This window comes from Mycobacterium ulcerans subsp. shinshuense (assembly GCF_002355775.1).
Taxonomy (GTDB): domain Bacteria; phylum Actinomycetota; class Actinomycetes; order Mycobacteriales; family Mycobacteriaceae; genus Mycobacterium; species Mycobacterium marinum.
Map to the genome: position 1 here is coordinate 3,374,973 of NZ_AP017624.1, position 23,538 is coordinate 3,398,510.

Annotated in this window: 18 protein-coding genes and 1 pseudogene; 13 read left to right on the top strand and 6 right to left on the bottom strand. The window is 64.9% G+C overall.

The window, feature by feature from the left end:
• Positions 1 to 3: 3 nt before the first annotated feature.
• The 4 genes from mptB to SHTP_RS15115 all read left to right on the top strand — a co-directional run bounded on the left by mptB (position 4) and on the right by SHTP_RS15115 (position 4,562).
• On the top strand, positions 4 to 1,821 hold the full coding sequence (gene mptB / locus SHTP_RS15100; RefSeq protein WP_096372495.1) for a polyprenol phosphomannose-dependent alpha 1,6 mannosyltransferase MptB: 1,818 nt from the start codon (positions 4 to 6) through the stop codon (positions 1,819 to 1,821).
• Complete coding sequence (locus tag SHTP_RS15105) at positions 1,818 to 2,777, top strand: ABC transporter ATP-binding protein (RefSeq protein WP_096371020.1); 960 nt, start codon at positions 1,818 to 1,820, stop codon at positions 2,775 to 2,777. The genes mptB and SHTP_RS15105 overlap by 4 nt, the downstream gene beginning before the upstream one ends.
• A complete protein-coding gene (locus SHTP_RS15110) occupies positions 2,774 to 3,562 on the top strand; it encodes an ABC transporter permease (RefSeq protein WP_096371021.1) in 789 nt (262 codons plus the stop codon). The genes SHTP_RS15105 and SHTP_RS15110 overlap by 4 nt, the downstream gene beginning before the upstream one ends.
• Before the next feature lie 70 nt (positions 3,563 to 3,632).
• Positions 3,633 to 4,562 (top strand): COX15/CtaA family protein, encoded by a 930-nt coding sequence (locus tag SHTP_RS15115; protein WP_011739943.1) that lies wholly within the window; start codon positions 3,633 to 3,635, stop codon positions 4,560 to 4,562.
• Here SHTP_RS15115 and SHTP_RS15120 read toward each other — a convergent pair.
• On the bottom strand, positions 4,512 to 5,366 hold the full coding sequence (locus SHTP_RS15120) for a DcsG N-terminal domain-containing protein (RefSeq protein WP_096371022.1): 855 nt from the start codon (positions 5,364 to 5,366) through the stop codon (positions 4,512 to 4,514). The genes SHTP_RS15115 and SHTP_RS15120 overlap by 51 nt on opposite strands.
• A gap of 19 nt (positions 5,367 to 5,385) precedes the next feature.
• On the opposite strand from SHTP_RS15120, the gene SHTP_RS15125 reads away from it, so the two are divergent.
• Entirely contained in the window at positions 5,386 to 6,375 is a 990-nt protein-coding gene (locus tag SHTP_RS15125) for a quinone oxidoreductase family protein (RefSeq protein ID WP_096372496.1), read from the top strand.
• 53 nt (positions 6,376 to 6,428) lie between these two features.
• Here SHTP_RS15125 and SHTP_RS15130 read toward each other — a convergent pair whose 3' ends face one another.
• From SHTP_RS15130 to SHTP_RS15145, 4 genes are all read right to left on the bottom strand, one after another.
• Positions 6,429 to 7,712 carry an Rv1453 family transcriptional regulator gene (locus tag SHTP_RS15130; protein ID WP_096371023.1) on the bottom strand — a complete coding sequence of 428 codons (1,284 nt, stop codon included), beginning with the start codon at positions 7,710 to 7,712 and terminating at the stop codon, positions 6,429 to 6,431.
• Positions 7,713 to 7,839: 127 nt separating this feature from the next.
• Positions 7,840 to 11,496, bottom strand: coding sequence for a trehalose-phosphatase (otsB, locus tag SHTP_RS15135; protein WP_096371024.1), 3,657 nt, complete (start codon positions 11,494 to 11,496; stop codon positions 7,840 to 7,842).
• Positions 11,497 to 11,675: 179 nt separating this feature from the next.
• Positions 11,676 to 12,878, bottom strand: coding sequence for an ISAs1-like element IS2404/ISMul1 family transposase (locus SHTP_RS15140; RefSeq protein ID WP_420873011.1), 1,203 nt, complete (start codon positions 12,876 to 12,878; stop codon positions 11,676 to 11,678).
• Between the two features lie 61 nt (positions 12,879 to 12,939).
• Entirely contained in the window at positions 12,940 to 13,644 is a 705-nt protein-coding gene (locus tag SHTP_RS15145; RefSeq protein WP_231991648.1) for an FAD-dependent oxidoreductase, read from the bottom strand.
• Between the two features lie 152 nt (positions 13,645 to 13,796).
• Here SHTP_RS15145 and SHTP_RS15150 point away from each other — a divergent pair, with 152 nt between their 5' ends.
• Positions 13,797 to 14,999 (top strand): ISAs1-like element IS2404/ISMul1 family transposase, encoded by a 1,203-nt coding sequence (locus SHTP_RS15150; protein ID WP_420872987.1) that lies wholly within the window; start codon positions 13,797 to 13,799, stop codon positions 14,997 to 14,999.
• Positions 15,000 to 15,021: 22 nt separating this feature from the next.
• The gene (locus SHTP_RS15155; protein ID WP_231991649.1) at positions 15,022 to 15,249 is read left to right on the top strand and encodes a hypothetical protein; all 228 of its coding nucleotides are present in this window, start codon (positions 15,022 to 15,024) and stop codon (positions 15,247 to 15,249) included.
• Between the two features lie 79 nt (positions 15,250 to 15,328).
• Here the strand turns inward: SHTP_RS15155 and SHTP_RS15160 are convergent, their stop codons facing one another.
• Positions 15,329 to 16,303, bottom strand: coding sequence for a heme o synthase (locus SHTP_RS15160; protein ID WP_096371027.1), 975 nt, complete (start codon positions 16,301 to 16,303; stop codon positions 15,329 to 15,331).
• Between the two features lie 287 nt (positions 16,304 to 16,590).
• On the opposite strand from SHTP_RS15160, the gene tkt reads away from it, so the two are divergent.
• The 6 genes and pseudogenes from tkt to SHTP_RS15190 all read left to right on the top strand — a co-directional run bounded on the left by tkt (position 16,591) and on the right by SHTP_RS15190 (position 23,529).
• Positions 16,591 to 18,693: a transketolase gene (gene tkt / locus SHTP_RS15165; RefSeq protein WP_096371028.1), complete on the top strand. Its 2,103-nt coding sequence runs from the start codon at positions 16,591 to 16,593 to the stop codon at positions 18,691 to 18,693.
• A 15-nt stretch (positions 18,694 to 18,708) separates the two neighbouring features.
• Complete coding sequence (gene tal, locus SHTP_RS15170; RefSeq protein ID WP_096371029.1) at positions 18,709 to 19,830, top strand: transaldolase; 1,122 nt, start codon at positions 18,709 to 18,711, stop codon at positions 19,828 to 19,830.
• Positions 19,827 to 21,380: pseudogene (gene zwf / locus SHTP_RS15175) on the top strand (glucose-6-phosphate dehydrogenase). Before tal ends, zwf begins: the two are co-directional and overlap by 4 nt.
• A gap of 49 nt (positions 21,381 to 21,429) precedes the next feature.
• Entirely contained in the window at positions 21,430 to 22,341 is a 912-nt protein-coding gene (gene opcA / locus SHTP_RS15180) for a glucose-6-phosphate dehydrogenase assembly protein OpcA (RefSeq protein WP_096371030.1), read from the top strand.
• The gene (pgl, locus tag SHTP_RS15185; protein ID WP_096371031.1) at positions 22,338 to 23,081 is read left to right on the top strand and encodes a 6-phosphogluconolactonase; all 744 of its coding nucleotides are present in this window, start codon (positions 22,338 to 22,340) and stop codon (positions 23,079 to 23,081) included. Before opcA ends, pgl begins: the two co-directional genes overlap by 4 nt.
• Before the next feature lie 49 nt (positions 23,082 to 23,130).
• Positions 23,131 to 23,529 carry an ATPase gene (locus SHTP_RS15190; protein WP_096371032.1) on the top strand — a complete coding sequence of 133 codons (399 nt, stop codon included), beginning with the start codon at positions 23,131 to 23,133 and terminating at the stop codon, positions 23,527 to 23,529.
• Positions 23,530 to 23,538: the final 9 nt, after the last annotated feature.

A 23,538-nucleotide genomic window follows, 5' to 3' on the forward strand; every position in this document is an offset into this window, starting at 1 on the left:
CTGATGGCAGCCCGCCACCACACGCTGAGCTCATCGATCGCCAGCTTGCACGGCGACGAGCAGGCGGTGGGCTCGCCGCTGAACGCCGCCGAACTCACCGCACTGGCACGAACTCGCCTGTTCGGGGCCACCGGAACCGTCCTGATGAGCATCGGCGCGCTGGGTGCCGGCGCCAGGCCAGTAGTCCAGGACCCCACGTTCGGAGTGCGGTTACTCAACCTTCCGTCGCGAATACAGACGGTGTCATTGACCATGACGACCACCGGTGCGGTCATGATGGCGCTGGCTTGGCTGATGCTCGGCCGGTTCGCGCTGGGCAAGCGGCGGATGTCGCGCGGGGAACTGGACCGCACGCTGGTGTTGTGGATGCTGCCGCTGCTGATCGCACCACCGATGTACAGCAAGGACGTCTACTCCTACCTGGCCCAAAGCCAGATCTCGAGGGACGGGCTGGACCCCTACCGGGTGGGACCGGCATCGGGTCTGGGACTGGACCACGTCTTCACGCTGTCGGTCCCCAGCTTGTGGCGGGAAACGCCGGCACCCTACGGCCCCCTGTTCTTGTGGATCGGCCGCGGAATCTCGGATTTGACCGGCGAGAACATCGTCGCCGCGGTGCTCTTCCACCGACTGGTGGTGTTGATCGGCGTGGCGTTGATCGTGTGGGCAACCCCACGCCTGGCCCAACGCTGCGGGGTGGCCGAGGTCAGCGCGCTATGGCTGGGCGCGGCCAATCCGCTGCTGTTCATGCACCTGGTTGCCGGCATCCACAACGAGGCACTGATGCTCGGACTGATGCTGACCGGCGCCGAGTTCGCGCTGCGAGGTCTTGACGCGCCGCGGCTCATACCGCTTTCCGGGCGGCCCCGTCCGGCGCCCAGGCGCGCCAGTAGCGCGGAGCGCAGCCGAGCAATCAAGGCTCGTGCCGCCGCCTGGGAACCGCTGGGCATGCTGGCGGGCGGGGCGATCCTGATCGCGCTGTCGTCGCAGGTGAAGTTGCCGTCGCTGCTGGCGCTGGGCTTTATCACGATGGCATTGGCGTACCGCTATGGCGGCACGATCAAGGCGCTGCTGGTGTGCGGCAGCGCGATGTCCGCGCTGGCGCTGTCGGTGATGGCCGTGGTCGGCTGGGCCAGCGGGCTGGGGTTCGGCTGGATGTTCACCCTGGGAACCGCCAACGTGGTGCGCAGCTGGATGTCGCCGCCAACGCTGCTGGCGCTGGGCACCGGGCAGGTCGGGATCCTGCTGCGCCTGGGTGATCACACCACCGCGGTGCTGTCGCTGACCCGCGCCATGGGCGTCTTGATCATCATGGTGATGGTCAGCTGGCTGCTGCTCGCCGTGTTCCGCGGCCGCCTGCACCCGATCGGAGGGCTTGGCGTCGCGCTGGGCCTCACGGTGCTGTTGTTTCCGGTTGTGCAGCCCTGGTATCTGCTCTGGGCGATCATTCCGATGGCCGCCTGGGCCACCCGCACCGGATTCCGGGTGGCAACCATCATCATCACCCTCATCGCCGGCATCTTCGGCCCTACCGCCAATGGCGATCGGTTCGCGCTATTCCAAATCGTTGATGCCACCCTGGCCAGCGCGATCATCGTGTTGGTGCTGATGGCCCTCACCTACCACCGGTTGCCTTGGAGGGCGCTGCCGGTCGAGTCGCCCCCTCCGGCCGAGGTGACCCAACCGGCGGAAGCGAGTCAGCAGGCCGAACCAAACCAACAGGGCGAATCGAATCAGCCGGAGACCGCGGACCCGGCCGCCAAGCCTCCGGCGACCCGGCGACCGACGTCGACAACCGACGCCTACGCTGACTCGACGTGAGCTCGGACCCCAAATACCCCGCAGCAGGCCGGGGCACCGAAATCGTGGTGAGGCTGCGCGGGGTCGGCAAACAGTACGGCTCTGTGACGGCGGTCTCCAACCTCGATTTGGAGGTGCGCACCGCAGAGGTGATGGCCCTGCTGGGGCCTAACGGAGCCGGGAAGACCACAACCGTCGAGATGTGTGAGGGCTTCGTGCGCCCGGACGCCGGCAGCATCGAGGTGCTGGGGCTGGACCCGATCGCCGATAACGCACGCCTGCGGCCCCGCATCGGTGTGATGCTGCAGGGCGGGGGCGGCTATCCGGCAGCACGCGCCGGCGAGATGCTCGACCTGGTCGCTTCCTACGCCGCCGACACGCTAGACCCACGCTGGTTGTTGGACACCCTCGGACTGACCGATGCGGCACGGACCACCTACCGGCGCCTGTCCGGGGGACAACAGCAGCGCCTCGCCCTGGCCTGCGCCCTGGTGGGGCGTCCCGAGCTGGTGTTTCTGGACGAGCCCACCGCAGGGATGGACGCTCATGCCCGCCTGTTGGTGTGGGAATTGATCGACGCCCTGCGCCGCGACGGGGTGACGGTGGTGCTGACCACCCACCAACTCAAGGAGGCCGAGGAGCTCGCCGACCGGCTGGTCATCATCGATCATGGCGTCACGGTGGCTGAGGGAACCCCGAGCGAATTGATGCGCAGCGGCGCCAAAGACCAATTGAGATTCACCGCGCCACCGCGGCTTGACCTGTCGTTGTTGGTGTCGGCGCTGCCGGAGGATTACCGGGTCACCGAGGTGACTCCGGGCGAATACCTGGTCGAAGGCAGCGTCGATCCGCAGGTGCTGGCGGCGGTCACGGCGTGGTGCGCGCGCATCGACGTCCTGGCCACCGACATGCGGGTCGAGCAACGCAGCCTCGAGGACGTGTTCCTCGATCTCACCGGTAGGAAGTTGCGATCGTGACGCAGACCAACGGCGAAGGCACCTTTCCCGTAGGCACCTTCACCCCGGACCCGCGGCCGAGTGCCGTGCCCCGGATGCTGGCCGCTCAGTTCGGTCTGGAGCTGAAGCTGCTGCTGCGCAACGGTGAGCAGCTGCTACTGACCATGTTCATCCCGATCACCCTGCTGATTGGTCTGACACTGCTGCCCCTCGGCTCTTTCGGCCAGCACCGAGCCGCCACCTTTGTGCCGGTGATCATGGCGCTGGCCGTGATCTCCACCGCATTCACCGGGCAGGCCATCGCGGTGGCATTCGACCGCCGATACGGGGCACTCAAACGGCTCGGAGCAACCCCGCTGCCCGTCTGGGGGATCATCGCCGGCAAGTCGCTGGCCGTCGTCGCCGTGGTGTTCCTGCAGGCAATCGCGCTGGGCGCCATCGGCTTCGCCCTGGGCTGGCGCCCGGCGCTGGCCGCGCTGGCGCTGGGTGGCGCGGTGATTGCCCTGGGTACCGCCGGTTTCGCGGCTCTCGGCCTGCTGCTCGGCGGCACGTTACGGGCCGAGATCGTGCTGGCGGTCGCCAACCTGATGTGGTTCGTGTTCGCCGGCTTCGGCGCGCTGACGGTCGAAACCGATGTGATTCCCACCGCGGTCAAGTGGGCGGCGCGGCTCACTCCGTCGGGTGCGCTCACCGAGGCGCTGTCGCGGGCGATGGTCCTGTCGGTGGACTGGTTCGGCGTGGTTGTGCTGGCCGTGTGGGGAACGCTGGCGGCGCTGGCGGCGCGGCGCTGGTTCCGCTTCACCTGATACCCGTTCTACTGCGTGACGTAGTTGTCGCTACGATCGGGCGGTGGCCCTCGGACGAGTCTTGCTACGGTTGGTTGACCTGCTCCCCGACCCGAGCCTGCGCGTTCAGCGGATCATCGCCGCGGCCGTCATCCTGACCCAGGGCGGCATCGCCGTCACCGGCGCAATCGTCCGCGTCACGGCCTCGGGCCTGGGTTGTCCGACCTGGCCACAGTGTTTTCCCGGCAGCTTCACCCCGGTGGCGGTCGCCGAGGTGCCCCGAATCCATCAGGCCGTCGAGTTCGGGAATCGGATGATCACCTTCGCGGTGGTCATCACCGCGGCGCTGGCCGTGTTGGCCGTCACCCGGGCACGGCGGCGCACCGAGGTGCTGGTCTATGCGTGGCTGATGCCGGCCTCCACGGTGGTGCAGGCCGTGATCGGTGGCATCACGGTGCGCACCGGGCTGCTGTGGTGGACGGTAGCCATCCATCTGCTGGCATCGATGACGATGGTCTGGTTGTCGGTGTTGCTCTATGCCAAAGTCGGCCAGCCCGACGAAGGCGTTGCGCACGAACTGGTGGTCAGGCCGCTGCGCGCCCTCGCCGTGCTCAGCGCGGTGAATCTGGCCGCGGTCCTGGTAACGGGCACGTTGGTGACGGCGGCCGGCCCGCATGCGGGCGACAAGAGCCCCAGCCGGACGGTGCCGCGACTGAAAATCGAGATCACCGATCTGGTGCACCTGCACTCATCGCTGCTGGTTTCCTACCTCGCGTTGCTGGTCGGGCTGGGGTTCGGGCTCCTGGCCGTCGGCGCCACCCACGCGATCCTGCGGCGGCTGACCGTCCTGGTGGTGTTGGTTTTCGCCCAAGCCGGTGTGGGCACCGTGCAGTACTACACGGGAGTGCCCGCCGCTCTGGTTGCCGTCCACGTGGCGGGGGCCGCGGCCTGTACCGCAGCGACCGCGGCGCTATGGGCGTCGATGCGAGAACGGACCCAGGCCGAGGCCTCCCAGGGCTGACTGGACGCTCAGCGCGAGCTCACGCTGGGCCCGGTCTCGGGTGGCTGTGTCCAAGCGCCGCCAGCCCAACGACGGGTCGATCAATTGCAGTTCCAGTAGCCGAGTACCGACCAGGTGGGCCCGGACGCAGAGCAGCTCCCCCGCCTGCACGCCGGCCGCGGCGGCCGCGGCCCGCAACGCCGCAGCACCGATATCCCAGATCTCGAAGTCCGGCTCGCCCTGACGTAGCGCGTTTTCCTGGGTGGTGAACGCGTGCGAGGGCCGCCCACCCACAAAAATCAGCACCGCCTCGGGAACCGGATCACCGACGTGCACCAGCGCCGATTGTCCTGCCGCGTGGAGTTCATCGACATATTCCGCGGCCTTGGCGTGATCACTGAAACGCCGCGTGCCGGTGCCTACGCCGGGGCCGATGAACACCTGAGGTGCTGGCAGCGACCGCAACCGCTCCCCCGGCCGGCACATCTGGCTGGGTAGCGTCGGCACGCCCCTGTTCGCCAGGTCGTCCAAGTAGCGCCGGTGTGCATTCCAGGCCACCACCGCGGGCGGGTTGAGCAGATTGCGGACGCCGCCGGTCCAGGCCACAAACTCGTCGAGCCGACGGGCGTAGTCGCGGGTGGCCCGCAGGATCACCAGGTCCGCGCCACTGATGTCGGGATCGTCCCACGACAACCAATGCGCGTGCAGACCGCGGCGGCGCAGGGCCGCAACCAGCCCGGCGTCGTCGCCATCACCGGCTGGTTGGTGCGGCCAACCCGCCAAGACGACGCGCGGATGGAAGACGTCCGGCCGGGCCAACTTCATGGTCGGGCATGATAGCGGCGTGCACGCAATTGAAGTCAGCCAAACAGGCGGTCCCGAAGTCCTCAGCTACGTCGAGCGGCCGCAACCCGAGCCCGGTCATGGCGAGCTGGTGATCAAGGCCGAGGCGATCGGTGTCAACTTCATCGACACCTACTTCCGGTCGGGAAGTTATCCACGGGAGCTCCCGTTCGTCATCGGCTCGGAGGTATGCGGAACCGTGGTAGCCCTCGGCCCGGGCGCCACGGCGGCCGATGCCGGCGGGATTGCTGTGGGCGACCGCGTGGTCAGCGCCTCCGCGAACGGCGGCTACGCCGAATTCTGCACTGCACCGGCGGCTCTGACCGCCAAGGTGCCCGACGGTGTCAGCGCCGAAGTGGCCGCATCGGCACTGCTGAAGGGCCTCACCGCGCACTATCTCCTGAAGTCGGTGTACCCGGTTGCCGACGGCGACGCCATCTTGGTGCATGCCGGCGCCGGCGGCGTCGGGCTGATTCTGACGCAATGGGCTACTCACCTGGGGGCACGGGTGATCAGCACCGTCTCAACTCCGGAAAAGGCCAAGCTCTCCAGGGATGCCGGCGCGGCCGAAGTGCTGGACTACCCTACCGACGCTTGGCAGTTCGGCGGACAGGTGCGCGCCCTGACTGATGGTGCCGGTGTGGCCGCCGTCTACGACGGAGTCGGGGCAACGACGTTCGACGCCAGCCTGGCCAGCCTGGCCGTACGCGGGACGCTCGCATTGTTCGGCGCCGCCAGTGGTCCCGTTCCTCCAGTCGAACCGCAACGGCTCAATGCGGCCGGCTCGGTGTATCTCACCCGTCCGTCGCTGTTCCACTTCATCCGCACCGCCGAGGAATTCAGCTGGCGGGCCAGCGAACTTTTCGACGCGATCAGCAGCGGGGTAATCACCATCGAGGTTGGCGGGCGGTATCGGCTGGCCGATGCGATGAAGGCCCATCAAGATCTGGAAGCCCGCAAGACTATTGGGTCGGTCGTGTTGTTGCCCTAGCCATTTCGGGGCAACTCGGGCAGCAACTGCCGAAGCGCCGGACGCCCCCAGACTCAGGGCCGCTGTTCCGGCGGGGTGCGGTCGTCTGGTTTGCCTGCCCCACTCGCGGCGGGATTGCCGGGTTGCTTGCTGCGCCACTGCAAAACCTCGAGAGCGACGGCAACGCGAACCGTGGTGTCCTCGAGAGGCTTGGGAAGCAGGCGCTGCGCGGTTTCGAGTCGGTGCATCAACGTGTTGCGATGGGTGTACAGCAGCCGCGCGGCACGAGATGCATTGCACTGTTGGCTGATAAAGGTCAGCAGGGTGTGTTGCAGAGCCGGGGAGGCTTCCTCGAAGTCGCCGAGCGTGTTCTTGATGAATTCATCCGCACCGTCCGGGTTCTCGGTGAGCAGGGCAATCATCTCGACGTCGCCGAAGAAGGCAACTTGCTGGGGTGAGCGCAGCCGGATCAACATGCGTGCGGCGGTAGGCGCATCGCGGCGGCTACGACGGAACCCGTCAACTCCCGGTTCGGTGGTTCCGATGGCGATGCGCACGTGCGGCAATTCGCGCATCACCTGACGAATCTGACTGCAGTCGAAGACATCTACGTCACGCACCCAGACCCAGCGTGTCGTGGCGGCAGACATGATGGCCAGCGAGCTTGCGCACCCGACGGCATTGCAGAACGCGTCCACGGCTCGGTCCAGGTCGCGGTGGTCACCGTTGGGGCGGTCACTCCAAATGATGGCGGCGGTATGCGACCGATCCAGGGGGTAACCCAACCAGGATTCGGCGGAATCGCGGCTGATGGGTGCGCCATTGAGAAGCAGCTCGACAATGCGGCGGCGCTCGGCGCAGATATTGCGCGACAGCTCGTGGTGCTCGAGCTCCATTTGCGCGGCGATGCCCGCAAGCGTGGTGTCGATGAACGCCGCCGCCGACCGAAACGGCACATCGAGCAGTTCGCGCAGCTCCTGGGGGTCGGTGGTGAGGCCGAACACAATGTCGGTCCACCGCTGCCAAGCCACGTTTTGCCCGACGCGGTAGACATCGAGAGCCAGCGTGTCAAGGCCGAGGCGTACCAAATCCCTGGCCATCCGCAGCGGCTCGGCACCCAGGTTCGCCGGTACCGGGTCGCCCGGATTTCGCAGGTTGGACGCCGCGAAGTGGCGTAGGTTGGCGCGATTCGCCCGGCTGATGACGGTCGCCAAATCCGGGTTCTCGGCGATTGGCGGCGCTGCGGCCAGCATCGCACGGTCGAATTCTTCGAGCCATTGTTGACTGGGGTTGAGCGCAACCCGCGCCGCTTCACGGATCAGGTCACGCACCCGCGGCGATAACTCGCGTGACTTCACAGGACGATATTAAGTCACTTGGGCCAAATTCATCGGCTCTTTGTACTGCATAGAGCAGCTCGCGGGACACCGGCGCGACGGCGCCAGTGGAACAACGAGTTACGGCGCTGCCGGGGTTGACGGCCCGCTAGCTGAATCGAACGGTGCTTCCCGGCAACAGCCGCTCCACCCGTCCATGGCATTCCACTTCGACCGGCGGCACATCACGCGGCTCGACGCTGATCTCCGCACCCTTCCCACTTACCCTCAGATGTAGGTGGTTACCACGGTAGTGAATCGGAAATCCAAGTGCACCAAAGTATTCCGGCCAGTGCGGGGACAACACAATGCGATCGGCACGGATCTCCAGTCCGGTGAAGCAGCGTTGCACGAAGTCCACGCTGCCGGCCATCGCGGCCAGGTGGACGCCCTCCGCGGTGGTGCCGCCCTGGATGTCGGCAACGTCGGACTCGAGCACCTGCTGAAAGAACTCTAGGGCGCGATCCCGATTGGCGCGGGCCAGCACCCATCCGTGAACCGCGGCGCTCAGCGTCGACCCATGGGAAGTACGCGCCATGTAATAGTCCACCATCTCCGGGATCTGGTCCCGTTCCATGTGGTAGCCGAGCCGGTCCAGCAACTCCCCCAGTTCGTCCGCGGACAACAGATAGAGCAGCATCAGCGCGTCGGCCTGCTTGGACGCCCGATAGCGATTGACATCGTCGTCCTCGGCTTCAAGGATGCGGTCGAGCCGCTGGATGTTGCCGTATCGCTGCCGGTAGGCGTCCCAATCCAGTTCCGCCAACTGCTCATATCCGTCAAACTGGCTGATCACGCCGTCGTGGAACGGGACGAACATGCGCCGGCTCACGTGGTCCCACTGCGCCAGCTCCTCTTCGGTCAGTGCCAGCTTTTCGTACAAATCCAACCGGTTCGGCAGCGGCATCAACAGCAGCGCGTCGATCGCCCGCAGGATCACCCAGGCCGCCATCACATTGGTGTACGCGTTGTCGTCCACGCCGTCGTAGGGCCGGTCGGGGTAACCGGAATGGAATTCATCGGGTCCGATGACGCCCTTGATGTGGTACCGATCGCGCTCGGCGTCATAGGTCGCCCTACTCACCCAGAATCGGGCTATCTCGGCCATCATCTCGGTCCCGTAATCGATCATGAACGCGAGATCGCCGGTGACTTGGTAGAACTGCCAGACGTTGTATGCGACGGCGATGCCGATATGGTGCGCACGGTGGCTGGCATCGGGTATCCATCGGCCCGACCGCGGGTTCAGGTGCTGCTCGGGGCTTTCCTCTCGCCCGTCGCTGCCGGACTGCCACGGATACATCGCACCGCGGTAGCCGGCCAGTTTGGCCGCGCGCTGGGCCTCGAGCAGGCGCCGATAGCGATACAGCAGCAGCGATCGGGTCACCGCGGGAAGGCGCAGGTTCAGCACCGGGAAGATGAACAGCTCGTCCCAGAAAATGTGTCCCCGGTAGGCCTCACCGTGCAGCCCGCGGGCTGGGACTCCGACATCGAGATCCGCACTGTTGTAGGACACCGTCTGCAGCAGGTGCAGCAGGTGCAGGCGCAATACGCGCAGTTCTTCGGTGTGGTTGGAGAATTCGATCGACAACCGTTCCCATAGATGCGACCAGGCAATCCGGTGGGCGTCACAAATCTCGGCAAACCGTCCCTGGCGACCGAGTCGGCGCTCGGCTCCGATGGCCGGGTGTGAGGTGGCCACATCAAGCCCGCTCACCAAGGTGACGATCTTCTCCACGGTCAACGGCTGGCCCAGTTTGGCCTCGGTGAAGATCTCGTGGCCGATTTCGAATTCCTCGTCGAGCAACCGGTACGTTGCCGCGACCGGCTCGTCCGCGCGCCACAGGCTGGTCCTGGCCGCCACCGCGACCGGGATCTTCGACTGCGTGGTCTCCACGGCCATCGACACCGAATTCTCAGACAGCACAGCCTTTTGCAGACCCTGCAGATGATTGCTGGCCAGATTTCGGTACCGCTCCACCCCGGAATTGCGGACGTTGCCGTCGATGGTGGACCGGATTTCGATCGTCCCCGACCAGTCGTGGCCGACGATGGTGGTTTGCAGCGCCGCCACATGCGCCTGGTTCATCGAAACGAAGCGGTGCTGGGTTACCGAACTGGTGCGCCCGGCGTCGTCACGGAAGGTCAACTCCCGGGTCAGCACCGCACCGCGCAGGTCAAGCGTCTGACGGTAGGACAACAACGTCACCGCGTCGACGTCAAACCAGTCGCCGCCGTCGATCCGGAAGGTCAGTGGCAGCCAGTTGGGCAGGTTCACCAGGCTTTCGTGAGCTGTCCTGGTACCCCCGATCAGGTCGTCCAGCCGGTTGAACACGCCGCCGGCATATGTTCCCGGATAGTGGACCTGCCCCGCCTTCGATTCGGGTGCGGCACCGCGGGTGGCGAAGTAACCGTTGCCGACGGTGCACAGCGCTTCGCGCAGCTTCTCGTTGGGCGGATCGTAGCCTTCGAATGTGAAAGTCCAACCGCGCGACTGCGTCTCGTGCGCATGCGCCAGCCACCCGGCGCCGCGTCGAACGAAGTCACGGACTTCGTTTGGGTTGCGCAGCGTGAAGTTGGCGGCGGTGGGTCGGTCACCGTCCTCGTCGTGACGGACCACGATCCCCACGCCGCTGAACCGCAGCGCATCGAACGCGTCCTCATCGGTGAGGTCATCACCCACGTACATCGGCAGCACCCGCGAGTCTTCGAAGATGAGCGAGCGAATCCAGGCCAGCGCGGCACCCTTGTCCCAGTCGATGTCGGGTCGCAGCTCGACGACCTTGCGGCCACTGGTCACCCGAAGGCCATATCCGCGGCGGTATCGGTGGGTGGTCGCGATCACCTGGGCCACGTGCTCACGGGCGACATTGCGATAGTGCACCGCGACGCCAAAACGCTTGTGTTCGACACTCACGCCCGGGATCTGGGCCAGCTCGTGACGAAGGTCCTTGGCCGCACTCGCCAGCACGTCAACCGCGGCGGCGGCCGCCTCATGCTGGTGGTGAGTACCGTCAGGCGCGATCAGCTCGAAGCCGTGGCTGCCCGCGTACCAGATGCCCGGTACCCCTACCCGGTCGCGGATGTCGGTCAAATCGCGGCCGGACAGAATCGCGACCGGGCATTGGGTCGACAAGTGCGCCAGCGCCTCGGCGGCGCCATCGACCAGGGTGGCGGCATCGGGCTCCGACACGATTTCGGACAGCGTGCCGTCGTAGTCCATACAGACGAACAATTGCCGACCGGCGACCATCCCGATCACCTGACCGTAGGAATCCAGCGCGTTGGGGCACTGAGATAGGCGTTCGTCGCCGGTACGCACGGTGACTTCGGCAAGATCGGCAGCGACGACGTCCGCGCCGCGGCGCAGGAGTTCCTCGGCCCGCCCGTCCCGGTCAAATCCGATGACGAAGGCGAAGCCGCACTCGCGGGCAGCCTCCACCCCGCCATCCATGCCGGCCACGACTGCCAACCGTTGGACAGCGGCCCCCAACTTGGCGGCGGCAGCCGAGAGGCCGACGCAGTAGGGCTTCGCCCGCGAGGCTTGTGGCGGTGCACTGACTTGCCCTGGCTCGGACAACCCTGCCGCATCGAGCACTCGCACGCTCTCATCCGCGGGCGAATAGACGGCGGTTCCCACTCCGACCTGCCAGAGCTTTCGGGCCAGTGCGACGGTCGGCTCCCAGATCGACTGTTCGTGTCCGTCCCCGTCGAGGACGAAGATCACTCCATCGTGGCGACGCGGATCGATCGTGAACGACTTCATCTTGGCGATCCCCTAGCCCAAATGTGTTGTCGCCCCATGGTCGCGCGCACCCGCAGCGAAATGAACGTCTTCGCACCCATCGGAGCACTTCGGCCAAGGATTGGTGACAAAAGTCCCGGCCGCTGACCCCATCCTGCTGGGCGCACAGCGCTACCCGACCAGGGCTCCGGCGTTGTTGATTAGCAGGCTTGTGAGCTGGGGAATTGTGGATTGAGGAGGTCTAGGCGGCGGTTGGCGGTCAAAGCGGTGATCCGGCAGGCTTCGGCGATGTTGTCGGCGCCGTTGAGGCGGTGCAGATTGATCGCGGTGTTGCGTAGCGTTGCTAGGACCTGTGCGCCGTTTCCGGTATGTGCCCTTTGACGGTCTTCGTCGAAGGTGACGTCGCGTATCCAGTGCAGGCTGTTCTCGATTCCCCAGTGTTGACGCATCCAGGTCATGATCGCGGTAGGGCGGGCGTGCTCGAACGGCAGGCTGCAGATGGCATAGACCACCTCCACGCTGCGCTGGTCGGTGGCGGTGATCAAGCGTTCACGAGTGATCCGGATGATTTGTTTTGCGTAGGGGAAGCCGATTCCTCGTGCAGCGGTGATGATTTGCAGGGTGCGGGTCTCGACACGGCCGTGGCCGCGGGAGTCGTCGGTAGCGGCTGCGGGCACCTCGGCCCAGGGCAGCGCGGTGATACGCGCAAGTATTTTGGCTTGGTTGGACTTGACGATCATCAGGTAGTGCGACTTCAAGGTGGCGCAGATCAACTTCGCGGTGACGACCTGGGTATGCATCGCATCCACGGTGACCAGCCACCGCAAGCTACCCGGCAGCAGCGTGAGCAGGGCACGTACGCAGGGAATTTCATTGCTTTTCTCGGCGACAGCGAGTTGACCGAGCACCAATCGGGCACGGTGGGCGAACACCGACACGAGATGCGTGGCTGTCGCTTTGGCGCGTAAAGCACCACGCAGCATCTTGCCGTCCAACGCGATCGGCACCAATCCGCTGGGGTCGCTGCTGGCCACGTGTGCAGTGAAGTAACTGCCCATCCTGGCGTTGAGGTCGGCGGGGTCTAGCCGAGACAAAACAGCGCGGAAGGTCTTCTCACTGGGCCGCCGGAACCGGACCCCTAATTGGGCCAACACATCATCGGGAGCGGTGGCCGCCCATGTGGCAAAACCAGCATAGCCGCGCATCCCCGCGGCAGTGGCCAGAACCGCGATCGCCAACAAAGCCATCAGCGAATACCTCCGACCGCGTGGGCCCCTCGGGTCTGGCACCGAGGCCAACACATCGAGAAACTCCGATCCGATGAGCTCGCTGCGCCCACCAGGACTCCAGCGGTCGAACACCTCTGGAACCGACGACACAGGCAATACTGAAACGGTAGGCACGGGCAACTCCAGACCAACGACGAACAGTAACCAACTCGATCGTTCTCCAGATAGCCCGTGCCTACACTCCGGCCCCAATAGCGCGGCACCAAAGATCATCAACCCAGCTCACAAGCCTGCTAATCAACAACGCCGGAGCCCTGAGCGTCACACCAACTTTTTTGAGTTGGGTATGTAATTCACCCAGGGCCGCTTCTTGGCATCCCGGCTGTTCAGGTGACCCGTAGTAATAAAACACCCACCATGGGCTCTGCGGCCAGGGGCGCAACCCGATGTGTCCACCCGCAAGGCCAAGGTGTTGAGAGCCGAGCGACACGTAACCGGACGCGTCGGGAAGACCATCGCCGTCAGCGATTGTCGCGTAGTAGTCGGCGTAGCGGATCTCGCGCTTGACCTGTGCACCGGTGTTCGTGATCGCGTTGTTGAGGGCACTGCTTGCGCCGCTCGCATCGAGCAGATCGAACGCGTCATCCAACGGGGTTGCCAGCAGGACCGCATCGAAAGTCCCGAGTTCGCGCCCGTCGCCGGCGTAGATCCAGAGTCCGTCCTGCTTGCGCGCGACCCGGCTGACCGGAACTTCAGTGCGGACATGGCAATCCTTGGCCATCGCGGTCGCCAGCGACTGGGCGCCCAGAGTGAAACTCAGCCGCTCGGCGCCGCCCTGCAATTTCTGCATGAGAAGGGAGCGAATGCCGTGGCGGGGAGTGCACAACCGAAAATAAATAAAATAGAGTGCAGCAACTTCGCTATATGGCCCGTATCCCATATCTACAACCAGGGCTCCGGCGTTGTTGATTAGCAGGCTTGTGAGCTGGGTTGATGATCTTTGGTGCCGCGCTATTGGGGCCGGAGTGTAGGCACGGGCTATCTGGAGAACGATCGAGTTGGTTACTGTTCGTCGTTGGTCTGGAGTTGCTCGTGCCTACCGTTTCAGTATTGCCTGTGTCGTCGGTTCCAGAGGTGTTCGACCGCTGGAGTCCTGGTGAGCGCAGCGAGCTCATCGGATCGGAGTTTCTCGATGTGTTGGCCTCGGTGCCAGACCCGAGGGACCCACGCGGTCGGAGGTATTCGCTGATGGCTTTGTTGGCGATCGCGGTTCTGGCCACTGCCGCGGGGATGCGCGGCTATGCTGGTTTTGCCACATGGGCGGCCACCGCTCCCGATGATGTGTTGGCCCAATTAGGGGTCGGGTTCCGGCGGCCCAGTGAGAAGACCTTCCGCGCTGTTTTGTCTCGGCTAGACCCCGCCGACCTCAACGCCAGGATGGGCAGTTACTTCACTGCACACGTGGCCAGCAGCGACCCCAGTGGATTGGTGCCGATCGCGTTGGACGGCAAGATGCTGCGTGGTGCTTTACGCGCCAAAGCGACAGCCACGCATCTCGTGTCGGTGTTCGCCCACCGTGCCCGATTGGTGCTCGGTCAACTCGCTGTCGCCGAGAAAAGCAATGAAATTCCCTGCGTACGTGCCCTGCTCACGCTGCTGCCGGGTAGCTTGCGGTGGCTGGTCACCGTGGATGCGATGCATACCCAGGTCGTCACCGCGAAGTTGATCTGCGCCACCTTGAAGTCGCACTACCTGATGATCGTCAAGTCCAACCAAGCCAAAATACTTGCGCGTATCACCGCGCTGCCCTGGGCCGAGGTGCCCGCAGCCGCTACCGACGACTCCCGCGGCCACGGCCGTGTCGAGACCCGCACCCTGCAAATCATCACCGCTGCACGAGGAATCGGCTTCCCCTACGCAAAACAAATCATCCGGATCACTCGTGAACGCTTGATCACCGCCACCGACCAGCGCAGCGTGGAGGTGGTCTATGCCATCTGCAGCCTGCCGTTCGAGCACGCCCGCCCTACCGCGATCATGACCTGGATGCGTCAACACTGGGGAATCGAGAACAGCCTGCACTGGATACGCGACGTCACCTTCGACGAAGACCGTCAAAGGGCACATACCGGAAACGGCGCACAGGTCCTAGCAACGCTACGCAACACCGCGATCAATCTGCACCGCCTCAACGGCGCCGACAACATCGCCGAAGCCTGCCGGATCACCGCTTTGACCGCCAACCGCCGCCTAGACCTCCTCAATCCACAATTCCCCAGCTCACAAGCCTGCTAATCAACAACGCCGGAGCCCTGGTGTGACGCTGAAGACCACCGTTCTGACGAAGGCATGGCCGAAGTTTTTCCCCCATGTGTCGCAAACCGCGATCGCGAACGGCTTCTACGACGATCTGGAGTCGCTGCAAGGCCAGGGTGACATTTTCTACCTCGGCGGCGCCCTGGGTTTCGAGAGTCTCGAGCACACGATCACCTATAGCTACGGGCTGGTCGACCAGCATTTCCCGGCAATCCGCTCGGGCAGCTAGCGATCGATCACCGAAAGGCAGCGGGAAATACCGGTTGAGATTAACCACGCCGGGCCGGTGCCACCGGTGCGCTGCACGGTTAGCCGAGCAGCGTCGGCAGCCCGATCGCCGAGTCGACGGCCAGCGCGCAGAACACCAACGCCAGGTAGTTGTTGGATTGCAGGAACAACCGCAGCGGCTTGACCGCCTCGCCGGCGCGCACTCCGGCGTAGAGCTGATGCGCCATGGCCAAGAACCACGCCCCCGCCACCGCGGCAACCGCCGCGTAAAGCCACCCAGCCGCCGGCGTCAGCGCCAACGTTGCCAACACGGTCAACCAGGTATAGATCAGGATCTGCTTGGTTACCTGACGTTCGGTCGCCACGGCCGGCAGCATCGGCACGCCGGCCTCTTTGTAGTCGTCCTTGTACCGCATCGCCAACGCCCAGGTATGCGGCGGCGTCCAGAAGAAGATGATCGCGAACATCGCCAGCGCCGGCCAGGCGAGGGTGCCCGTGACCGCGGACCAACCGATCATCACCGGCATGCACCCGGCGGCCCCGCCCCACACCACGTTTTGCGACGTGCGGCGCTTGAGCAACAGCGTGTAGATGAACACGTAGAACGCCACGGTGGCCAGGGCCAACAGCCCGGACAACAGATTGGCACTCAACCACAGCCAGAAGAACGAAATCACGGTCAGCGCCAAACCGAAGATCAGCGCGCTTCTGGTCGGCACCGCGGCTCGTGCGAGCGGGCGGCGCGCCGTGCGCTTCATCACCTTGTCGATATCGGCGTCGGCCACACAGTTGAGCGTGTTGGCGCCGGCGGCAGCCATCATGCCGCCGATCAGCGTGTTCGCGATGATCAACGGATGAACGGCACCGCGGTCGGCCAGCAGCATCGCCGGGATCGCGGTAACCAACAACAGTTCGATGACCCGCGACTTGGTCAACGCCAGATAGGCCAGCACCGTACCGAGCACGCGGCTCCTCCACGTGCCGGTACCCGGCTCGCTACGCTGCCGGGCGGTGCCAGCTACCTGGCCCGGCGCGACGCGCCCGTGAACGCTCACGCAATAACTCCTCGAGGATTCGCAGCCGCGCACAGCTTCTACTACGCACGATGGTAGACGGCACCACCACAGCAGCACTGCCGCAGGGTCGATTCACAGTAATTTCCCCGCCAGAACGGCACTGTCTGTAACGCCGGTGTGGCCGGCAGGATATTTTCACTGTGCTTATCCGAGCTTTTCCCGACAGGACCGATGGGTACTCCAGATCGAGGCCTGCAACCACCTGCAATCCCACACTAGGGTGGGGTTGATCAGTTTGATGACCCTGAGAACTGAGGACTGTATTTGTGACCACTCTCGAAGAGATCTCTGCGCTCACCCAACCGCGCCATCCCGACGACTGGACCGAGATCGATTCGGCTGCGGTTGACACGGCCCGAGTGCTGGCAGCCGACGCCGTGCAAAAGGCCGGCAATGGACACCCGGGAACGGCGATGAGCCTGGCCCCGCTGGCCTACACGTTGTTTCAGCGCGCGATGCGCCACGACCCCAGCGACACCACTTGGTTGGGCCGGGACCGGTTCGTCCTGTCCTGCGGACACAGCAGCCTGACCCTCTACATACAGCTCTACCTGGGCGGCTTCGGGCTTGAATTGTCCGACATCGAGTCGCTGCGCACCTGGGGGTCCAAGACTCCCGGGCATCCCGAGTTCCGCCACACCGCCGGGGTGGAGATCACCACGGGTCCGCTGGGCCAGGGCCTGGCTTCAGCGGTGGGCATGGCTATGGCGGCACGCTATGAGCGTGGCCTGTTCGACCCCGACGCCGAACCCGGAACCAGCCCCTTCGACCATCACATTTACGTGATCGCCTCCGACGGTGACATCGAAGAGGGAGTCACCTCCGAGGCGTCGTCTCTTGCGGCCGTTCAACAGCTGGGCAACCTCATCGTCTTCTACGACCACAACAAGATCTCGATCGAGGACGACACCAACATCGCGCTGTGCGAAGACACCGCTGCTCGCTACCGCGCCTACGGCTGGCACGTGCAAGAGGTGGAGGGCGGCGAGAACGTCACCGGCATCGAGGAGGCGATCGCCAACGCGAAGGCGGTCACCGATCGGCCCTCGTTCGTCTCGCTGCGCACCATCATCGGCTACCCGGCGCCGAACATGATGAACACGGGCAAGGTGCATGGTGCGGCGCTTGGTGACGAGGAAGTGGCGGCCGTCAAGACAGTCCTCGGATTCGATCCCAACAAGGCGTTCGAAGTGCGCGAAGACGTCATCACGCACACCCGCGGGTTGGTGGCGCGCGGCAAGGAGGCGCACGAAAGCTGGCAGGCCGACTTTGAGGCCTGGGCGCAGCGGGAACCGCAGCGCAAGGCCTTGCTGGACCGTCTGGCGGCCCAGCAGCTGCCCGACGGCTGGGATGCCGACATGCCGCGCTGGGAGCCCGGTTCCAAAGCACTGGCCACGCGGGCAGCGTCCGGACAGGTGCTGGCCGCGATCGGCCCCAAACTCCCCGAGTTGTGGGGCGGTTCGGCTGACCTTGCCGGCAGCAACAACACCACCATCAAGGGCGCGGACTCATTCGGCCCGCCAGCGATCTCTACCGATAACTACACCGCGCACTGGTACGGCCGCACGCTGCACTTCGGTGTTCGCGAGCACGCGATGGGCGCCATCCTCTCCGGGATCGCGCTGCACGGACCCACCCGCGCCTACGGTGGCACGTTCCTGCAGTTCTCCGATTACATGCGCCCGGCAGTGCGGCTGGCGGCACTGATGGACATCGACCCCATTTACGTCTGGACCCACGATTCGATCGGACTGGGTGAAGACGGCCCGACCCACCAGCCGATCGAGCACCTTTCGGCGTTGCGCGCGATCCCCCGGCTCGCGGTGGTGCGCCCGGCCGACGCCAATGAGACGGCGTACGCCTGGAGCACGATCCTGGCCCGGGGCGCCACCAGCGGTCCGGTCGGGCTGATCCTGACCCGGCAGGGAGTGCCGGTGCTAGCGGGCACCAACGCCGAGGGCGTTGCCCGCGGTGGCTACGTGCTCAGCGATGGCGCCGATGGTGACTCGTCCGAAGACCCCGACGTCGTTTTGATCGCCACCGGTTCCGAGGTGCAGCTTGCGGTCGAAGCACGGAAGTTGTTGGCGGATAACGACATCATCGCGCGAGTGGTATCGATGCCGTGCGTGGAGTGGTTTGAGTCCCAGCCTGAGGAATACCGCGACAGTGTGTTGCCGCCGTCGGTTTCGGCCCGGGTGGCCGTCGAGGCCGGCATCGCACAGTGCTGGCACAAGCTGGTCGGTGACACCGGCAAGATCGTTTCGATCGAGCACTACGGAGAGTCCGCCGACTACAAGACATTGTTCCGCGAGTACAGCTTTACCGCCGAAGCTGTTGCCGCTGCCGCGGAACGAGCATTGGAAAATTGAGAAAGGGTGGTTCAGATGGCCAGTCAGAACCCAAACCTCGCCGCACTCAGTGCCGCGGGCGTATCAGTGTGGCTCGATGACTTGTCCCGCGACCGGTTGCGCTCAGGCAACCTGCAAGAGCTGATCGACACCAAGAGTGTCGTCGGCGTGACCACCAACCCGTCCATCTTCCAGAAGGCGTTGTCGGAAGGCCACGACTACGGCGCCCAGGTTGCCGAGCTCGCCGAACGCGGCGCCGATGTCGACGCCACCATCCGCACCGTCACCACCGACGACGTGCGCAACGCCTGCGATGTGCTGGCCCCCCGGTGGGAGGCCTCCGGGGGGGTCGACGGGCGGGTGTCGATCGAGGTCGACCCGCGGCTGGCGCATGAGACCGACAAGACAATCCAGCAGGCTGTCGAGCTGTGGAAGATTGTCGACCGGCCCAACTTGCTCATCAAGATCCCGGCGACCAAGGCCGGCTTGCCGGCTATTGCCGCCGTTCTGGCCGAAGGTATCTCGGTCAACGTCACGCTCATCTTCTCCGTCGACCGCCACCGCGGGGTGATGGATGCCTACTTGACCGGTATGGAGAAGGCCGCCCAAGCCGGACACGATCTATCCAAGATTCATTCGGTGGCATCGTTTTTCGTCTCCCGCGTGGATACCGAAATCGATAACCGACTGGAACAGATCGGCTCCGCGGAGGCTCTCGCGTTGCGCGGTCAGGCCGGTGTCGCCAACGCCCGACTCGCCTACGCGGCCTATCAAGAGGTGTTCGAAGGCGATGCGCGCTACCAAGCGCTCAAGGAACCTGGTGCCCGGGTGCAGCGCCCCCTGTGGGCGTCCACGGGCGTGAAGAACCCCGACTACTCCGACACCCTCTACGTCACCGAGTTGGTTGCACCGCACACGGTCAACACGATGCCGGAGAAGACCCTCGACGCTGTCGCCGATCACGGTGTGGTCAAGGGAGACTCGATCACTGGCACTTCCGGCGATGCCCAACAGGTATTCGACAAGCTCGAGGCGATCGGCATCGATCTGTCCGACGTGTTTGACGTGCTGGAGAGCGAAGGCGTGGAGAAGTTCGAGGCGTCGTGGAAAGAGCTGCTTGATGCAACGCAGGCGCAGCTCGACGCGCTCGCCAAATGAGCCCGCCTCACTCTGAGTCCGGGGTCGCGCAGTGGCAGAACCCATTGCGCGACAAGCTGGATAAGCGTCTGCCTCGCATCGCCGGTTCTTGCGGCATGGTGATTTTCGGTGTTACCGGCGACCTGGCCCGCAAGAAGGTGATGCCGGCCATCTACGATCTGGCCAACCGCGGGCTGCTACCACCCACGTTTGCACTGGTCGGCTTCGCCCGCCGGGACTGGGATACCGAAGATTTCGGCCAGGTGGTCTACCAAGCGGTCAAGGAGCACTGCCGAACCCCGTTCCGGCAGGCGAACTGGGACCGGCTGGCCGAGGGATTCCGTTTCGTCTCGGGATCTTTCGACGACGACGAAGCGTTCGGCCGGTTGGCCGAGACATTGGAGAAGCTCGACACCGAGCGCGGCACCGGCGGCAATCATGCCTTTTACCTCGCGATTCCGCCCAAGTCCTTTCCCGTGGTCTGCGGCCAACTGCACAAATCCGGGCTGGCGCGCCCGCAGGGCGACAGGTGGAGCCGGGTCGTCATCGAAAAGCCGTTCGGCCACGATCTGCAAAGCGCGCGCGACCTGAACAGGGCGGTCAATGCGGTGTTCCCGGAGGAATCGGTCTTCCGCATCGACCACTACCTGGGCAAGGAGACGGTTCAGAACATCTTGGCGCTGCGGTTCGCCAACCAGCTGTTTGATCCGATCTAGAACGCGCACTACGTCGACCACGTGCAAATCACCATGGCCGAGGACATCGGACTGGGCGGACGCGCCGGTTATTACGACGGCATCGGCGCGGCCCGCGATGTCATTCAGAACCACCTGATGCAGTTGTTGGCGCTGACCGCAATGGAAGAACCGGTCAGCTTCAATCCGACCGCCCTGCAGACCGAGAAAATCAAGGTGCTCTCCGCCACTCAACTTGCCGAGCCGCTCGACGAGACCACCAGCCGCGGCCAGTACACGGCCGGTTGGCAGGGCGGCGAGAAAGTGGTCGGGTTGCTCGACGAGGAGGGGTTTTCCAAGACCTCGACCACCGAGACCTTCGCGGCCATCACGCTCGAGGTGAACAGTCGCCGCTGGGCCGGCGTTCCGTTCTATCTTCGCACCGGAAAACGGCTGGGCCGCAGGGTAACCGAGATCGCACTGGTGTTCAAGCAGGCTCCGCACCTTCCGTTCGATGCCACCATGACCGATGAGTTGGGCACCAACGCGCTGGTGATCCGCGTTCAGCCGGATGAGGGAATGACGCTGCGGTTCGGTTCGAAGGTGCCGGGCAGCGCGATGGAAGTCCGCGACGTCAACATGGACTTCTCGTATGGCTCAGCGTTCGCCGAGGACTCGCCGGAGGCCTATGAACGGTTGATCCTTGATGTGCTGCTCGGCGAACCGTCCCTTTTCCCGGTCAACGCGGAAGTCGAATTGGCTTGGGAGATCCTGGATCCGGCGCTGGATAATTGGGCGTCCAGCGGCAAGCCCGACCCCTACGAAGCCGGCACCTGGGGCCCGGAATCGGCATTCGAGATGCTGCGACGCACCGGCCGGGAATGGCGACGGCCGTGATCCCCGCCAGCGACGATGCAGAGCGAAGCGATGAGAAGGAGCGGCGCAGATGATCGTCGACCTGCCCGACACCACCACCACCGCGGTCAACAAGAAGCTCGATGAGCTTCGCGAAAAGATCGGTGCCGTCACGATGGGGCGGGTCTTGACGCTGATCATCGTGCCGGACAGCGAGACCATGGTCGAGGAGTCCATCGACGCGGCCAACGATGCCAGCCATGAACATCCCAGTCGCATCATCGTGACGATGAGGGGCGACCCATACGCCGACGAACCGCGTCTGGACGCACAATTGCGCGCGGGTGGGGACGCCGGGTCCGGCGAGGTCGTGGTGCTGCGGCTATCCGGGCCGCTGGCCGGCCATGCCGAAAGCGTCGTCACCCCGTTCCTGCTGCCCGACATCCCGGTGGTTGCCTGGTGGCCTGACATCGCCCCGGCCGTGCCCGCGCAAGATCCACTGGGCAAGTTGGCGATTCGGCGCATCACCGATGCGACCAACGGGATCGACCCACTGTCGCCGATCAAGAGCCGGTTGCCCGGATACACCGCGGGCGACACCGATCTGGCCTGGAGTCGGATCACCTATTGGCGGGCGCTGTTGACCTCGGCCGTCGATCAGCCGCCGCACGAGCCGATCGTGTCCGCGCTGGTTTCCGGATTGCGGACCGAGCCGGCGCTCGACATCCTGGCCGGCTGGCTGGCCAGCCGGATCGACGGTCCGGTGCGCCGCGCGGTGGGCGAGCTCCGAGTGGAGTTGGAGCGCCCCAGCGAAAACATCGTGCTCGGCCGGCCGCAAGAAGGGATCACCGCAACCCTGAGCCGCACCGCCAAGCCCGATGCCCTGGTTCCGTTGGCGCGCAGGGTCGTCGGGGAATGTCTGGCCGAAGATCTGCGCCGGCTCGACGCCGACGAGATCTACTTCGCCGCCCTGGAGGGCATCAAGAAAGTGCAATACGTGTGAGCCTGGACGTCGAGATCTTCCCTGACAGCGACATGCTGATCGGAGCCGCTGGACAACGCCTGATCCAGACCATCGGCAGCGCGGTGGCCGAGCGTGGACAAGCCCTGATCGTGCTGACCGGCGGCGGCAACGGTATTGGGCTGCTGCGGTATCTGGGCAGTCAAGGCCCGCAGATCGACTGGTCCAAGGTTCATCTGTTCTGGGGCGACGACCGCTACGTTCCCGAGGATGACGACGAGCGCAACGACAAGCAGGCGCGCGAGGCATTGCTCGATCACGTTGACATACCGGCGAGCCAGGTGCACCCGATGGCCGCCAGCGACGGCGAGTTCGGCGCCGACCTGGACGCCGCGGCCCTGGCCTACGAACAGGTACTGGCGGCCAGTGCAGTCCCCGGAAACCGGGCGCCGGACTTCGATGTGCACCTTTTGGGCATGGGGCCAGAGGGCCATATCAATTCGCTTTTCCCGGGCACTCAGGCCGTGCGTGAGACCACCCGTCTGGTGGTCCCGGTCGGCGACTCCCCCAAACCACCGCCACAACGAATCACCCTGACGCTTCCGGCAATTCAGCGTTCACGCGAAGTCTGGTTGATGGTTTCCGGTGGGACCAAAGCGGAGGCGATGGCCGCTGCCATCGGCGGTGCGGACCCGGTGTTGTTGCCGGCGGCGGGTGCCATCGGGCGCGAAAGCACGCGCTGGCTGCTGGACCGCGATGCCGCGGCCAGGCTGCCTGGCTGACATCAGGGCTGTCGCCGCACGGTGAGTTATCCCTTGTCAAGGGGTGATAATGACCGTTATGGCAGATAGAGGCGGCCGCCCGACGCCAGCTCGACAGCGGATGAAGACCCTGACCCAGGCGGCGTTGAACGCCGACAAGACGGTGGAACAGGTCGAAGACGTACTCGACGGATTGGGTAAGACCATGAACGAGCTGAACAGCGCGTTGTCGGCCCTCAACGCCACGGTCGAACGCCTGGAGGGCGGCCTGGATCACCTGGAGGGCACGCTGTCCAGCCTGGACGAGCTGGCCAAGCGCCTCATCGTGCTGGTGGAACCGGTGGAGGCCATCGTCGATCGGATCGACTACATCGTCAGCCTGGGGGAAACGGTGATGTCCCCGCTGTCGATCACCGAGCACACCGTTCGTGGATTCCTGGACAAGCTGCGGAATAGAACAGCGTACTAGAACGCCCGT